Source organism: Hylemonella sp. P2_B10 (genome assembly GCF_056404875.1).
On record NZ_JBFUDE010000003.1, the window covers coordinates 596,887 to 611,485 of the forward strand.

The following is a 14,599-nucleotide window of genomic DNA, read 5'->3' on the forward strand; positions in this document are numbered from 1 at the left end:
ATCGCGGCGTGTGCCGCGATGCGCTGGCCTCAGGTCACCGAGTGTCACTGGCAGGCTTCGCAAGTGGGATCGTCGATGGCGCAAAACTTGATGTCGGTTGCCGGTGCGCTGTCCATCTGCGCGCGCGCTGCTGCTGCAGCGGCATCGAGCGCACTCGGCTTCGCAGCGGGTGCAGCCATCTGCGTTTCGCCACCACCGGAGGACACGGCGTTCATCTTGCCCGAGGCCACGGTGGACTTCTCGGCATGCGTGGCCGAGATGGTGCGCAGGTAGTAAGTGGTCTTCAGGCCGCGCAGCCAGGCCAGCTTGTAGGTGTCGTCCAGCTTCTTGCCCGATGCACCGGCCATGTAGATGTTCAGCGACTGCGCCTGGTCAATCCACTTCTGGCGGCGCGCAGCGGCTTCCACCAGCCATTGCGTTTCCACCTCGAAGGCGGTGGCGTACAAGGCCTTGACGTCTTGCGGTACGCGGTCGATCGGGGCCAGCGACCCGTCGAAGTGCTTCAGGTCCATCACCATCACGTCATCCCACAGGCCCAGTCGCTTCAAGTCGTGCACCAGGTAGCCGTTGATGACGGTGAACTCGCCCGACAGGTTGGACTTGACCGACAGGTTGCCGAAGCTGGGTTCAATCGACGCGTCGACGCCGATGATGTTGGAGATGGTGGCAGTGGGGGCGATGGCCACGCAATTGGAATTGCGCATGCCGTCAGCGGCGATCTTCTGGCGCAGCGCGTCCCAGTCCAGCGTGGACGAGCGGTCCACTTCCACATAGCCGCCGCGCGCCTGGGCCAGCAGGTCCAGCGTGTCAAGCGGCAGGATGCCCTTGTCCCACAGCGAGCCCTTGTAGCTGGAATACTTGCCGCGCTCCTTGGCCAACTCGGTGGAGGCCCAATAGGCGTAGTAGCAGATGGCTTCCATCGACTCGTCGGCGAACTGCACCGCGCCAGGGCTGGCGTAGGGAATGCGCAGCTGGTACAGGCTGTCCTGGAAGGCCATCACGCCCAGGCCCACCGGGCGGTGGCGCAGGTTGGAGTCGCGCGCCTTCTTCACCGCGTAGTAGTTGATGTCGATGACGTTGTCCAGCATCCGCATGGCGGTGGCGATGGTCTTCTTCAGCTTGTCGTGGTCGACCTTGCCGTCCTTCAGATGCTGCAACAGGTTGATGGAGCCCAGGTTGCAGACGGCGGTTTCGGTGTCGCTGGTGTTCAGCGTGATCTCTGTGCACAGGTTGCTGGAATGCACCACGCCGGCATGCTGCTGCGGCGAGCGCACGTTGCAGGCGTCCTTGAAGGTGATCCAGGGGTGGCCGGTCTCGAACAGCATGGTCAGCATCTTGCGCCACAGGTCCGAAGCCTGGATGGTGCGGGCCGGCTTGATCTCGCCGCGCGCGGCCTTCTCTTCATAGGCCACATAGGCCTTTTCGAAGTCGGCGCCAAACTTGTCGTGCAGGTCGGGCACGTTGGAGGGCGAAAACAGCGTCCAGCTGCCCTTTTCCATCACGCGGCGCATGAACAGGTCGGGGATCCAGTTGGCGGTGTTCATGTCGTGCGTGCGGCGGCGGTCGTCGCCGGTGTTCTTGCGCAACTCCAGGAACTCTTCAATATCCAGGTGCCAGGTTTCCAGATAGGTGCAGACCGCGCCCTTGCGCTTGCCGCCCTGGTTGACCGCCACCGCGGTGTCGTTGACCACCTTCAGGAACGGCACCACGCCTTGCGATTCGCCGTTGGTGCCCTTGATGTGCGAGCCCAGGGCGCGCACACGCGTCCAGTCGTTGCCCAGGCCGCCGGCGAATTTGGACAGCAGCGCGTTTTCCTTGATGGACTCGTAGATGCCGTCCAGATCGTCGGGCACCGTGGTCAGGTAGCAGGAAGACAGCTGCGAGCGCAGCGTGCCGCTGTTGAACAGCGTGGGTGTGCTGGACATGAAGTCGAACGAGGACAGCACCTGGTAGAACTCGATGGCGCGCGCCTCGCGGTCGATCTCGTTCAGCGACAAGCCCATGGCCACGCGCATGAAGAAGGCCTGCGGCAGTTCGATGCGGCTCTTGCGCACGTGCAGGAAGTAGCGGTCATACAGCGTCTGCAGGCCAAGGTAGTCGAACTTCAGGTCGCGCTCGGCCTTCAGCGCGGCGCCCAGGCGCTTCAGATCGAACTGCAGCAGCTTCTCGTCCAGCAGCTCGTTGTCCACACCCTTCTTGATGAACTGCGGGAAGTAGTCGGTATAGGCCTCCTGCATGTCGGCCGGCGCCACGTCCTTGCCCAACACCTCTTTGGCGATGGTGTGGAACAGCAGCCGGGCCGTGGCGTAGGTGTAGTCCGGGTCTTTCTCGATCAGCGTGCGTGCGGCCAGCACCATGGCCTTGAAGACTTCGTCCATGGGCACGCCGTCGTACAGGTTGCGCATGGTCTCGGCCATGATGGGTTCGGGCTTGATGTCGGCATTCAGGCCGGCACAGGCCGCCACCACCAGGCTGTTCAGGAAACCCAGGTCCAGCGGCACGCGCTGGCCGTTCTCGATGGCGTGCAGCGTCGGCGCGACGGGGGCCTGGCTGGCGCCTTGCTTGGCGCGCTCCTGCGTGCGGCGCTCGCGGTACAGCACGTAGGCGCGGGCGATCTCATGGTGGCCGCCGCGCATCAGGCCCAGCTCGGCCTGGTCCTGCACGTCTTCTATATGGAAGGTGCCGCCGCCCGGACGCGAACGCATCAGCGCGCGCACCACGGCTTGCGTCAGCTGGTCCACGGTCTCGCGCACGCTGGCCGATGCCGCACCCTGGGTGCCATGCACCGCCAGGAAGGCCTTCATCATGGCCACGGCAATCTTGTTCGGTTCAAACGGCACCACTGCGCCGTTGCGTCGGATGATCTGGTATTGGGCCAGCGTGTTGCTGACGCCATGGTTGCTGTTGTTGGGTTCCTGGGTTGCCAAGGTCAACACCCCGCTTTGCACTGTGGCCTGCGGGTTCAAAGCAATTTGCATCTTTTTCCTCTTGAGATCAGCTACTTGTTCTGGGGCCATCCGGTGCCGCCAAGCTTGCGTTTCCAGGCATTTGGAAGGAAAGCCGGGGCGGGCCAGACACACTATATATGGGGTGCCGGCCGAATACAACCCACTACAGATAGTGTACTTCCGGAATTTGACAGCCGGCTTGGCGGCACCCTCTTTGCCCCCTGCGAGACGGCGGCTTGGGGTGCCCGCACAGCCGCCGGGGCAGCGGCCCGGCCAGCCCTTGATTCATCGCGTGCTGCTTAGGTGTACCCAGTATTGGCGGGGTTTTCGCGGCAGTTTCGCGGTCTGGGCCGCATGGCTTCTGGCTTCGTCACGCTGGCCAACCGCGTTTGTTGGGTGTCAAGGGGTGGCTTTGGGCTGTTGCGAAATGGCAGCGCCGACAAATTTTATTTTTCTCCACAGTGAAATCACCTAGAAAAAAATTGTGATCCGCCACACCACCGCATGGCGCGCGGGCAACACCTGCCGGTGTGGTGTCAGGCCGGCCCCAGCGGACTGAGTGCCGAGTCCTCGCCGGGCTCGGCGCCGCCGGGCATCTCGATGTTCAGGCGCGCGATGCGGTAGCGTATCTGGCGCAAGCTCAGGCCCAGCCGGGCGGCTGCGGCGGTGCGGTTGAAGCCGGTCTCGCGCAGCACTGCCACCAGGATCTCGCGCTCCTGCTGATCCAGATGGCTTTGCAGGTCGCTGGGAATCTGCAGCGCGCCAGCCTCGGTGGGCGACGCCAGCGCCGGCACGCCGGGTGTCGACGCCGCAACGGCAAGCGCCGGTTCTGCCGCCGCTGCGGTGGTGCTGCCAGGCACTGCTGCGTCGCCCGCGGGCAACTGGCACTCTATCTTCAGCTCGGCGCCTTCGGCCAACGCGACGGCGCGGTGCAGCAGGTTCTCCAGTTCGCGCACATTGCCGGTCAGCGGGTTGTCGGCCAGCAGCGCCACCTGTTCCGCGGTGATGTTCGGCACGGGTTGGCCAGACTCCTGTGCGATGCGCGCCAGCAGCGCCTCGCACAGTGCGGGCAGGTCCTCGCGGCGTTGACGCAGCGCGGGGATGTGGATGTCGATGACGTTGAGACGGTAGTACAGGTCTTGCCGGAAGCGCCCCGCGCGCACCTCCGCGCCCAGGTCCTTGTGCGTGGCGCTGACGATGCGCACGTCCACCGGCTCCTCTTGCGCCGCGCCCAGCGGGCGCACGCAGCGCTCCTGGATGGCCCGCAGCAGCTTGGATTGCATGGACAGCGGCAGGTCGCCGATCTCGTCAAGAAACAGCGTGCCGCCCTGCGCGGTCTGGAAGAAACCCATGCGGTCCTGTGTCGCGCCGGTGTAGGAGCCCTTGCGCGCACCGAAGAATTCGGCTTCCAGCAGGCTCTCGGGAATGGCGCTGCAATTGACCGCCACCAGCGGTCCGGCGGCGCGGTGGCTGTTGGCGTGCAGCGCCAGCGCGGCCAGTTCCTTGCCGGTGCCCGATTCGCCGTGCACCAGCACCGGCGCCATGCTGCGCGCCACCTTGGCGATACGCTCCTTCACCGTGCGCATCACCGCCGAGTCGCCCACCATGCGGGTCAGCGCGGCCAGGCCGGCGGGCTGCGGGTCGGCGCTGGCCGGCGCGGCGGCCACGGCGCGCTCACCGCCATCCTGCACGGCGGAGGCGATCACGGTGCGGAACTGCTTCAGGTCGACCGGCTTGGTCAGGTAGTCAAAGGCCCCAGCTTTCAGGGACTCCACCGCGTTCTCGGCCGAGCCGTAGGCGGTGATGACCACGCAGCGCTCGGCGCGCTGCGCGCTTTTCAGGCTGCGCAGCAGCTCCATGCCCAGGCCGTCGGGCAGGCGCATGTCGGTGATGACGACGTCGAACTTGCGCGTGGCCAGCAGTTGCGAGGCCTCCTGCACGGTACCGGCCGCCTCCACGCGGTAGCCTTCGCGCAGCAGCGTGAGTTCGTACAGCGTGCGCAGGTCGGGCTCGTCGTCGACGACCAAAATCTGCGTGTCCAGCAAGCGGCTCATGGTGAAATTATCGCGTGGCGCGGCGCCGGGCGGAAATTGACCACGAACTCGTTGCCGTCGGCCCACTGCCCGCCCACCTGTCTGCGGCTGCGCAGGTAGGCAATGCTGGCGCCATGGCCCTCGCACAGTTCGCGGCAGATGAACAGGCCCAGGCCGCTGGAACGGCTTTCCGACGAGAAGAAGGGCTCGAACAGGTGGCGCTCCACCGAATGCTCCAGCGGCTGGCCGTCGCTCCACACGCCAAGGCGCGGGTGCTGGTGTTCGTCCAGCTGGGTGGACACCTGGATGCTGTCGGCGCGCGTGCCGGCGTAGCGCTGTGCGTTGTCCAGCAGGTTGATCAGCACGCGGCGCAGGTGCTCGTGGTCGAATTGCACCTCCAGTGCCTGCGGCGCCAGCAGCACCCGCACCGGTGTGGCGCGCGTGCTCTGGCGCGACCAGTCGCGGCTGATGCGGTCCACCGCCTCGCTCAAGGCCACCGCTTGCGAGTCGCGGATGGCGTCGCCCTGCTGCACCCGTGACAGGTTCAGCACGTCTTCCACGATCTTCTCCAGCCGCTTGGCGTTTTGCCCCACCATCTGCGTCAGTTGCCGCTGGCGCGGCTGGTTCAGGTCTTCCTCCAGCAGCGCATTGGCCTGGACAATGGCCGCCAGAGGGTTGCGTATCTCGTGCGCCACTGCCGCCGACATGCGGCCCATGCTGGCCAGCTTTTCGGTGCGCATGCGTGCCTCCAGTTCGCGCCGGTCCTGCAGGAACACCACGCACAGGCTTTCCGCGCCGCCATCGCGCCCGGGGGTCAGGCGGGTGCGTCCGTGCAACAGGCGCGGGCCTTCACCAGCGTGCAGCAGCGTGACATTGCCCTGCTGCGGGCTGTTCTGGGCAAAGCTTTGCTGCGTCAGCTCCACCAATTGCTGCCAGCCCGGCTCCATGCTGAGCTCGAACGAGGCGGCGCGGCGTGCGCGCTGGGTGCCCAGCTGCGCGCGCGCAGCCGGGTTGATGGCGCGCACGGCGCCGCGCGCGTCCACCACCAGGATGCCGTCGGTCAGCGATTCGATCACCAGCTCATTGACCTGGCGCTGCATGCGCTCGCCCTGCAGGCTGCGCCGTGAGCGCTGCTCCTCGTTGGCCAGGCGGGCGCTGATCTGGTTGGCCAGGAAACCCACCGCCAGACAACCGGCGCCGGTCAGCGCAGCCTGGGCAAAGTGCGAGGCCACCTCGGCCTGGCCCTGCAGGTACTGCCAGGTGGCGCCGGCCAGCAGCAGCAGGCTGACAAACGAGGCCGTGCCCATGCCCAGCAGCAGCGAGCCCAGCACCGAGGCCAGCAGCACCGGCAGCGCGAACAGCGGCGCGTAATTGATGCTGCCGCCTTGCAACTGCTCCAACGCGGCGAAGGTCAGCACGTCCACGCCGACGGTGTAGAGCCACTGCGGGTCCAGGTTGCGGCCCAGCGAGCGCGGCTTGGAAAACAGGCGCACCGCCAGGGCGGCGGTGAAGTAGCCGCCGCAGACTGTGATCAGCGCGTAGTTCTGCAGCGGCGTCAGGATGAAGATGGTGCCTTGCAACAGCAGCAGCACCAGGCCCAGCATGGCGCGCGCCGTCATGAAGCCGCGCCACAGCCGGGTGAACTCGCCGGTGTCTTCCTCCTGGTCGTAGTCCGGGTCGTGCAGCGACGGGCCGAACCAGGAGTACTGTTCCTCCAGCGTGCTCACGGCCCCTATCCTTCGGCAGCGCGCTTGTGCTCTGCGCTGCAATAGCGGCCGGCCTTGCCATCCATGCCCTCGGCCAGCGGGAAATGCACGCCGCAGCGCGGGCAGGTGGCCATTTCCTGCAGCGTCGGCGCGGGCGGCTTGCGGCGCACCTTCTCCTGCTGGGTCTGGCCCCGGCCCGAGCGCCAGGCCCACACCGCCAGCAGCACCGCCCCCAGCAACAGCAGGATGCGGATCATGGCGTGCGGCCCAGCACCACTTCCAGCACGAAGCGCGAGCCCACGTAAGCCAGCAGCAACAGCACCGAGCCGGTGTACAGCATGCGCACTGCATTGCGCCCGCGCCAGCCGAAGCGCCAGCGGCCCAGCAGCAGCACCGCAAAGGTGGCCCAGGCCAGCAGTGAAAACACCGTCTTATGACTCCACTTCCAGGTTGTGCCCTGGCCGTACAGCGTCTCCGTGAACAGCCAGCCCACCACCAGCGTCGCGCTCAGCAGCACGAAGCCGGCGGCAACGAAGCGGAAGGTCAGCCGCTCGATCGTCAGCAGCGGCATGCCGCTGTGTGGGTCTTCACCGTGGCGCATGCGGTCTTCCGAACGCAGCATGAACCAGGCGTGCACCGCGGCGGCGCCAAACAAGCCATACGAGGCGATGCCCAGCGCCCAGTGCAGCGCCAGCCAGGGCGAGGCGCTGGCATGCAAGGGGCTGCCCGGAAACGCCAGCGCCAGCAGTACTGCCAGCGCACCCAGGCCGGCCAGGCCCCAGCGGGTCTGCAGACCCGGGTAGAAGTAACTCTCCAGCCCGTAGACCGCGGCCACCAGCCAGGCGGTGCCCGACAAGGCCGGTGCAAAGCCGAAATACGCCTGGGCGCCGAACAAACCCAGGGCCAGCAGGGCGCCGTGCAGCAGCCAGGCCGCCAGCACCAGCGCCGCCCGGGTGCGGGGGGGCAGGCGGGTGCCCAGCGCGGGTATCCCATAGGCCAGCGCGGTCGCCGCCGTCAGGGCCACGCTGGTGGTGCTCGCACTGGCTAAAATCATGGGTACAGTTTAGCCTTTCCGCTTGGCCGGCCCGTGCCGCTCGCCAGCCTCTTTTGGATCCGCCCAGCGGAACACTCCCCACCATGGCCTCCGCTCTTTCAGACAAACTCTCCCGCCTGGTCAAGCAATTGCGCGGCCAGGCCCGCATCACCGAAGCCAACGTCACCGACATGTTGCGCGAGGTGCGCATGGCCCTGCTGGAAGCCGACGTGGCTTTGCCGGTGGTGCGCGAATTCATCGCCAACGTGAAGGAAAAGGCCCTGGGCCAGGAGGTGATGGGGTCGCTGACGCCGGGCCAGGCGCTGGTGGGCATCGTCAACCGCGAGCTGGCCGCCATCATGGGCGAGGGCGTGGCCGACATCAACCTGGCGGTGCAGCCGCCGGCGGTGATTCTGATGGCCGGCCTGCAGGGCGCCGGCAAGACCACCACCACCGCCAAGCTGGCCAAGCTGCTGATCGACAAGCGCAAGAAGAAGGTGCTGACGGTGTCGGGCGACGTCTACCGCCCGGCGGCCATCGAGCAGCTGAAGACGGTGACGGCCCAGGCCGGTGCCGAGTGGTTCCCCAGCACGCCGGACCAGAAACCGCTGGACATTGCCAATGCCGCGCTGGACTATGCGCGCAAGCACTACTTTGACGTGCTGCTGGTGGACACCGCCGGCCGCCTGGCCATTGACGAGGCGCTGATGGCCGAGATCAAGGCGCTGCACGCGGCATTGATGCCGGTGGAAACGCTGTTCGTGGTGGACGCCATGCAGGGCCAGGACGCGATCAACACCGCCAAGGCTTTCAAGGACGCGCTGCCGCTGACCGGCATCGTGCTGACCAAGACCGATGGCGACTCGCGTGGCGGCGCCGCGCTGTCGGTGCGCCACGTCACCGGCGTGCCGATCAAGTTCGCAGGGGTGAGCGAGAAGATTGACGGGCTGGAGGTGTTTGACGCCGAGCGCCATGCCGGCCGCGTGCTGGGCATGGGCGACATCCTGGCGCTGGTGGAACAGGTCACCGCCAACGTGGACATGGCGGCGGCGCAGAAGCTGGCCGCCAAGGTCAAGAGCGGCGGCGACTTCGACCTCAACGACTTTCTGGGCCAGTTGCAGCAGATGAAGCAGATGGGCGGCCTGTCCAGCCTGATGGACAAGCTGCCGGCGGCGATGACCGCCAAGGCCGGTCAGCTGGACATGGACCGGGCTGAGAAGGACATCAAGCGCAAGGAAGGCATCATCCACAGCATGACGCCCAAGGAGCGCAGCAAGCCCGAGATCATCAAGGCCACGCGCAAGCGCCGCATCGCCGCCGGTGCCGGCGTGCAGGTGCAGGAGGTCAACCGCATGCTGAAAGAGTTCGAGCAGATGCAGGACATGATGAAGAAGATGCGCGGCGGCGGCATGATGAAGATGATGAAGCGCATGGCCGGCATGAAGGGCATGCCGCGCATGCCCGGTCAGGGCTGAGCGGACGACTCACCGGCTCAGGCCTTGGCGGCAGTTTGCACCAGCGGTGTGAGCCAGGCTTTGGCTTCGTCCACCGTGGCGAACACCTCGCAGGGTACCACGCCGCCGTACGCGGCGCGGTAGCGCGGCATCAGCAGCCCGTAGCCCTCCAGTCGGGGTGAGATCACCCAGGCCGCGCCTGCCAGGCGCGAGGCAATGGGCAGGCGCACCCAGGCACCGGCCAGGTCCAGCACCTCCTGCTGGTAGACCAGCGTGTCCACAATCTCCACCACATAGCCCCAGGGGCCGGCCGCATTGAGCTGGCGGATCAGCGGACCGGAGACGCCGGCTGATTTTTCGTGCATTTCCTTGTTCCAGTTGCCCTGCGTGCGTGCCACCAGCAAGGGGTCTTCCAAGTGGGCTTCGTAATTGCCGTGGGCTGGGAATGCACTGCTCATGGGCCTATTCTGGCAGGCCTTTGGTGCCGGCACTGGACCGGCAAGCGCAAGACATTGGGCACGGCCTGGCCCGCGAGGCTATTGCGACGCCGTGATACCGCCATCCAGGTACAGCACCTGCCCGGTGACAAAGGCGGCGCCGGGCGAGGCAAAGAACACCGCCGCGCCGGCCACGTCCTGTGGGTCGGCCACGCGGCCCAGCGGAATGCGGTCCAGCACCTGCTTGCGGGTGTCGGGGTTGTCCAGCCAGTGGCGGGCCATTTCCGTGCGCACCACGGTGGGCGCGATGCCGTTGACGGTGATGCCGTGCGGTGCCAGCTCGCTGGCATGCTGGCGTATCAGCATCACCAGGCCGCCCTTGCTGCTGCAGTAGGCCGAGTAACCGCGCCCCCGCAGACCCAGTTGCGCCCGCACCGACAGCAGGTGCACCTGGGCGCCGCCGCGCTTGCCGGCAATTTGTTGCTTTGCCGTGGCCTGTGCCAGGAACATGGCGGCTTTCAAATTGACCTGCAGCACCTCGTCATAGGCTTCTTCGGTGACTTCCAGCAGGCTTTGCTCGCGCTGAATGCCGACGCAATTGACCAGGATGTCCAGCGCGCCGAAGTGCTGCGCCACGGCGTCCACCGAGGCCTGCATCTGCGGCACCGAATGCGCGTCCATGGCCAGGCCCAGCGCCTCGTGGCCGGCCTTGCGCAACTGCGCCGCCAGTGCCTGCGCGCGCGCCTCGTCGCGGCCCGACACCGCCACGCGCGCGCCAGCCATGGCCAGGCCCCAGGCCACGGCTTCGCCAATGCCGCCATAACCACCGGGCACGTAAGCGGTCTTGCCACGCAGGTCGAACAGGCCGCGCAGCGCCTGGGTGAAGTCCACGCTGGGAGTGATGTTGGAGGAGGGTGCGGTCATAGGTTTCAAGCGCGGTCAACTTGCCTCAGTCCATCAGCAAGCCGCCATTCAGGTCCACCACCTCGCCGGTGATGAAGCCCGCCAGCGGCGAGGCCAGAAACCGCACCACATGCGCAAATTCCTCCGGCTCGCAAAAGCGACCCACCGGGATGTCCTTCAGCAGCTTCTGCCGCTGTTCCTCGTTCAGCTGCTCGGTGATCATGGGCGTGCGCACATAGGCCGGCGCGATGGCGTTGACGGTGACGCCAAAGCCAGCCAACTCGCGCGCCAGCGAGAACGTCAGCGCGCTCAAGGCCCCCTTGGACACCGAATACGCGGTGCCCGCTGTCAGCCCACCGGTCTTGGCGGCCAGCGAGCTGGTGTTGATGATGCGCCCGCTGCGCCGCGCCTTCATGGCCGGCACCACCTGCTGCGACAGGTAGAAGGCGCCGTCCAGGTTGGCACCCAGTACGCGGCGCCATTCGGTGGCGTCGGTGGCCTCGACCTTGTTGTTGGACAGGATGCCGGCGTTGTTGACCAAAATGTCCACCGGCCCCAGCGCCTGCACGATCTGCGCGTGGCCATCGCGCACTGCTGCGAAGTCGCTGATGTCAAACGAAAACGCCATCGCGTCTGCACCCAGCTCGGCGGCCAGCGCCTGGTTGCGCTGGCGGTTGAAGTCCACCATGGCCACGCGGCAGCCATCGGCCAGCAGCACGCGGGTGGCCGCCAGGCCCATGGTGCCGGCGGCACCGGTGACGACAGCGATCTTGCCCTTCAGGGGCTGTGATTCAGACATCCAGGATACTCTTCTTTCCAAACAGCCCGCGTGAACGGAAGGTCACTACGGCGATGAACAACAGGTACATGGACATCAGCGACCACTCCGACGCATAGGCGCCGGTCAGCCCCACCACCATGCCCACCATCAGCCCGGCCAGCACGGCGCCCCACAGCGAACCCACGCCGCCCAGCACGATGATCAGGAAGGCCGGCACGACAGCGTCCACCCCCACATGCGGGCGCATGCCCCAGATCGGCGCCATCACCACGCCGGCGATGGCGGCCAGCGCCACGCCCAGGCCGAACACCAACAGGCGCAGGCGCGACAGGTTGATGCCCAAGGCGCGCACCATCTCGCTGTCATGCGCGCCGGCCTTGATGATGGCGCCGTACGGCGTCTTTTGCAAGAACAGCCACAACAGGCCGATCATCAGCACCGCGAAGGCGCTGGCAAAGAAGCGGTAGCGCGAATACGCCAGGTCGCCCAGCAGGAAGGCGCCCGAGATCGCCTGCGGCAGTGCCAGCTGCCTCTCCGACGAGCCCCACAGCATGCGTATGCCTTCTTCGATCACCAGTGCGGCGCCAAAGGTCAGCAGCAGACCATACAGCGGGTCGCGCCCATACGTGCGGCGCAGGCACAGCTCCAGCAGCATGCCGAACAGGCCGACGAAGATGGGCGCCAGCAGCAGCGCCAGCATGTAACGCAGGCTGAGGGGCAAGTCCATGTACCAGGCCTGGAGTTCGGGAAACAGCCCGAGCTGCGGCGTGACCACGAACAGCGCGAAGTACATGCCCAGCGCGAACAGCGAGCCGTGCGCCAGGTTGATGGTCTCCATCACGCCGACGATGAGCATGAAGCCCAGCGCAATCAGCGCGAACAGCAGGCCCAGCGACACGCCATTGACCAGGTGGGGCAGCAGGTTGAGCAGAAAATCCATGGCGTGTGGAAGCGGTGGTTGAGCCTGCGTTCAGACCTCGTAGCTGGGGGTGGCCTCAAGGCTTTCCATCTTGCAGGCGGCGGGGGCGTCCTTGTCCATCACCTCCTTCGGGTCCACCTGCGCCAGGATCTTGAAGATGTCGTCCTTCTCGGCTGGCTGGTCGTTGTAGCTGGCCATGTAGATGGTCTGCTGGCACTGGTGGGTGACCGGGTCTATCCAGGCGTCGAAATGCTGCAGACGGTCGCGCGCCGCCATCTTGCGGCCTTCCAGCTTCTTGATCACGGCCAGGTTGTTGGTGGTGCCGGCCTCTTCCACGCAGCGCAGCAGTTCGCGCGTGGACATGTAGGCGTTGTGGTACACATTGCCCGGCACGCGAATGGCCATGCCGGGAAACTGCTTCTGGTAGGCGGCCACGAATTCCTTCACGCCCGGCAGGTCCAGGCGCCAGTACCAAGTGGTGCCGAAGACACCGAAGATGGCTTCCGGCCCCAGGCCGTAGACATCGGGCCAATCCTGCTGGTTGTTGAGCCAGGCCATGCTTTGGTGCATCTTCAGCTGCACCACCTGCTGGCGCAGCGCCTTGATGTCGTCACCCCCCACCGCCGTGGCCACCACATTGGGCTTGATCTGCTGCAGTTTGAGCAGGTAGGCGGAGAAGTCACGCGTGTTCTGTGGCACCAGCAATTCGTCCACGATGCGCCCGCCATTGGCTTCGACGATGGCGCGGGTGGCCTTGGAGGTGGTGTGGCCCCACACGTAGTCGTTGGTCAGCAGCACCCAGTTCTTGCCGCTGGCGCGTATGGCGTTCTTCACCATGGCGTGCGAGAAGTTGGTGCCGTTGCCGTCCCACACGAACTTGCTGCGGTGGCAGTCCTTGCCCGACTCGGTGGGCGAGCTGGAGTTGGTGTTCAGGAAGATGGTGCCGTACTTCTGCGCCACCTGCGAGATGGCGTTGGCCACGCCGGAGTGCATGGCACCGATCAGGAAGGCCGCCTCGTTGCGGTTGATCATGCGTTCGGCCACGCGTGAGCCGGTGGCCGGTGTGGTTTCGGTGTCGATGTGGATGGCCTCGATGCGCCGGCCCAGCACGCCGCCCTTGTCGTTGAATTCCTTGATGGCCATCATCGCTCCCAGGCGCTCCTCACCGCCCGAGGCCGCATAAAGGCCCGAGGCGTCCATGGTCAGGCCTATCGTCAGCGGCTTTTTAGCCCCCGTCTGCGCCCAGGCGTGGTTGTGTTTCCATGGGCCGAAGAAAGGCGCCACGCCATACAGGCCGGCACCCACCAGCGCCAGGCTGGAGGCGCGCAGCATGCCGCGCCGTGAGGTGACCTTGGCTTCTGGGCCAACCGCCGGCACCTGGGATGCCACGGTCTGGGTTGTCAGGGCGGAAGTGGTTTGCTTGTCTTTTGTCTCGCTCATGTCTGTCTCCTGGAATGTTTTGGGATGAACTAGCGGGGAACGATGCGAACGCCGTTGAGCTTCTCCTGCGCTTCGAACAGCGAGGCGATCAGCTTGTCGCCATAGCCGGCGTTGACGGCCTGGATCAGGCTCTGGTGGGCGGCGCCGCCCATCAGGCTGGCAACAGGCAGCATCTCGGCCAAGTGGGTGTAGTAGCGCAGGTCCTTTTGCGCATTGGCGATGCCGAACTTGAAGCCGGTGACATCGCCTTCCTTCAGCGTCTTGGTGGCCATCATCTGGAAGATGCCGCAGTTGACGCCGCCGGCCGAGATCACGTCGTACAGCTTGTTCAAATCCAGCCCGCTCTTGGCCGCCACCGCAAAGGCCTCGGCAATGGCGGCCGCAAAGCTCATGGCCATCATGTTGTTGACCAGCTTCAGCACATGGCCGTGACCCGGCGGGCCGACGTGGAAGATGTTTTCGCAGAAAGCTTTGAGCACCGGCTGCAGCGTGGCGAAGTCTTCCGCTTCGGCACCCACCATGGTGTTCAGCCGGCCTTCTTCGGCCTCCTTGGGTGTGCGGGCCAGCGGCGCGTCCACCAGCTTGATGCCCTTGGCCGCCAGGTCGGCACGTATGCGCGCACTCGACGCCGGTTCGGCGGTGGAGGTGTCCACCACCAGCAGGCCGGCGCGTCCACCCTCCAGTAGGCCCTGCGGGCCATAGACCACCTGCTCCACCTGTGGCGAACCGGTGACGCAGATGAAGACGATGTCGGCTGCCGCGGCACAGGCGGCGTTGCTGCTGGCCTCTTGCGCGCCGGCGGCCAGCAGATCGGCCAGGTTGTCGCGGTTCTTGTTGACCTTGAAGGTCAGCGGGTAGCCCTTGGCGAGCAGGTTCTTGGCCATGCCGTGGCCCATCATGCCAATGCCTATGAAGCCTATGCGGGGTTGTGTCATCGTGGGATCT

At 66.1% G+C, this 14,599-nt stretch carries 12 protein-coding genes; 1 reads left to right on the forward strand and 11 read right to left on the reverse strand.

Features of this window, described 5'->3' with window-relative positions:
- Positions 1–44: 44 nt before the first annotated feature.
- The 5 genes from AC1DX2_RS15185 to AC1DX2_RS15205 form a co-directional block, all read right to left on the reverse strand.
- Positions 45–2,978: a ribonucleoside-diphosphate reductase subunit alpha gene (locus AC1DX2_RS15185; protein WP_477197193.1), complete on the reverse strand. Its 2,934-nt coding sequence runs from the start codon at positions 2,976–2,978 to the stop codon at positions 45–47.
- A gap of 506 nt (positions 2,979–3,484) precedes the next feature.
- Positions 3,485–5,002, reverse strand: coding sequence for a sigma-54-dependent transcriptional regulator (locus AC1DX2_RS15190; protein WP_477197194.1), 1,518 nt, complete (start codon positions 5,000–5,002; stop codon positions 3,485–3,487).
- Positions 4,999–6,708, reverse strand: a complete 1,710-nt coding sequence (locus AC1DX2_RS15195; RefSeq protein ID WP_477197195.1) for a sensor histidine kinase — start codon at positions 6,706–6,708, stop codon at positions 4,999–5,001. The genes AC1DX2_RS15190 and AC1DX2_RS15195 overlap by 4 nt, the downstream gene beginning before the upstream one ends.
- Before the next feature lie 5 nt (positions 6,709–6,713).
- Entirely contained in the window at positions 6,714–6,944 is a 231-nt protein-coding gene (locus AC1DX2_RS15200; protein ID WP_477197196.1) for a PP0621 family protein, read from the reverse strand.
- Complete coding sequence (locus AC1DX2_RS15205) at positions 6,941–7,741, reverse strand: cytochrome C assembly family protein (protein WP_477197197.1); 801 nt, start codon at positions 7,739–7,741, stop codon at positions 6,941–6,943. The genes AC1DX2_RS15200 and AC1DX2_RS15205 overlap by 4 nt, the downstream gene beginning before the upstream one ends.
- An 83-nt stretch (positions 7,742–7,824) precedes the next feature.
- On the opposite strand from AC1DX2_RS15205, the gene ffh reads away from it, so the two are divergent.
- The gene (gene ffh / locus AC1DX2_RS15210; RefSeq protein ID WP_477197198.1) at positions 7,825–9,195 is read left to right on the forward strand and encodes a signal recognition particle protein; all 1,371 of its coding nucleotides are present in this window, start codon (positions 7,825–7,827) and stop codon (positions 9,193–9,195) included.
- A 17-nt stretch (positions 9,196–9,212) separates the two neighbouring features.
- On the opposite strand, the gene AC1DX2_RS15215 is transcribed toward ffh, so the two are convergent.
- The 6 genes from AC1DX2_RS15215 to AC1DX2_RS15240 form a co-directional block, all read right to left on the reverse strand.
- Positions 9,213–9,632: a hypothetical protein gene (locus tag AC1DX2_RS15215; RefSeq protein ID WP_477197199.1), complete on the reverse strand. Its 420-nt coding sequence runs from the start codon at positions 9,630–9,632 to the stop codon at positions 9,213–9,215.
- Between the two features lie 78 nt (positions 9,633–9,710).
- Positions 9,711–10,535 (reverse strand): SDR family NAD(P)-dependent oxidoreductase, encoded by an 825-nt coding sequence (locus tag AC1DX2_RS15220; RefSeq protein WP_477197200.1) that lies wholly within the window; start codon positions 10,533–10,535, stop codon positions 9,711–9,713.
- Positions 10,536–10,560: 25 nt separating this feature from the next.
- On the reverse strand, positions 10,561–11,313 hold the full coding sequence (locus tag AC1DX2_RS15225) for an SDR family NAD(P)-dependent oxidoreductase (protein ID WP_477197201.1): 753 nt from the start codon (positions 11,311–11,313) through the stop codon (positions 10,561–10,563).
- Positions 11,306–12,235, reverse strand: coding sequence for a branched-chain amino acid ABC transporter permease (locus AC1DX2_RS15230; RefSeq protein ID WP_477197202.1), 930 nt, complete (start codon positions 12,233–12,235; stop codon positions 11,306–11,308). Before AC1DX2_RS15230 ends, AC1DX2_RS15225 begins: the two co-directional genes overlap by 8 nt.
- 30 nt (positions 12,236–12,265) lie before the next feature.
- The gene (locus AC1DX2_RS15235; RefSeq protein WP_477197203.1) at positions 12,266–13,654 is read right to left on the reverse strand and encodes an ABC transporter substrate-binding protein; all 1,389 of its coding nucleotides are present in this window, start codon (positions 13,652–13,654) and stop codon (positions 12,266–12,268) included.
- A gap of 29 nt (positions 13,655–13,683) precedes the next feature.
- Positions 13,684–14,589, reverse strand: a complete 906-nt coding sequence (locus AC1DX2_RS15240) for an NAD(P)-dependent oxidoreductase (protein ID WP_477197204.1) — start codon at positions 14,587–14,589, stop codon at positions 13,684–13,686.
- Positions 14,590–14,599 lie beyond the last annotated feature (10 nt).

Coding starts and splice junctions, on each gene's coding strand:
- AC1DX2_RS15230 (WP_477197202.1), bottom strand. CDS start 12,235: ATGGATTTTCTGCTCAACCTGCTGCCCCACCTGGTCAATGGCGTGTCG.
- AC1DX2_RS15235 (WP_477197203.1), bottom strand. CDS start 13,654: ATGAGCGAGACAAAAGACAAGCAAACCACTTCCGCCCTGACAACCCAG.
- ffh (WP_477197198.1), top strand. CDS start 7,825: ATGGCCTCCGCTCTTTCAGACAAACTCTCCCGCCTGGTCAAGCAATTG.
- AC1DX2_RS15225 (WP_477197201.1), bottom strand. CDS start 11,313: ATGTCTGAATCACAGCCCCTGAAGGGCAAGATCGCTGTCGTCACCGGT.
- AC1DX2_RS15215 (WP_477197199.1), bottom strand. CDS start 9,632: ATGAGCAGTGCATTCCCAGCCCACGGCAATTACGAAGCCCACTTGGAA.
- AC1DX2_RS15185 (WP_477197193.1), bottom strand. CDS start 2,978: ATGCAAATTGCTTTGAACCCGCAGGCCACAGTGCAAAGCGGGGTGTTG.
- AC1DX2_RS15200 (WP_477197196.1), bottom strand. CDS start 6,944: ATGATCCGCATCCTGCTGTTGCTGGGGGCGGTGCTGCTGGCGGTGTGG.
- AC1DX2_RS15205 (WP_477197197.1), bottom strand. CDS start 7,741: ATGATTTTAGCCAGTGCGAGCACCACCAGCGTGGCCCTGACGGCGGCG.
- AC1DX2_RS15190 (WP_477197194.1), bottom strand. CDS start 5,002: ATGAGCCGCTTGCTGGACACGCAGATTTTGGTCGTCGACGACGAGCCC.
- AC1DX2_RS15240 (WP_477197204.1), bottom strand. CDS start 14,589: ATGACACAACCCCGCATAGGCTTCATAGGCATTGGCATGATGGGCCAC.
- AC1DX2_RS15220 (WP_477197200.1), bottom strand. CDS start 10,535: ATGACCGCACCCTCCTCCAACATCACTCCCAGCGTGGACTTCACCCAG.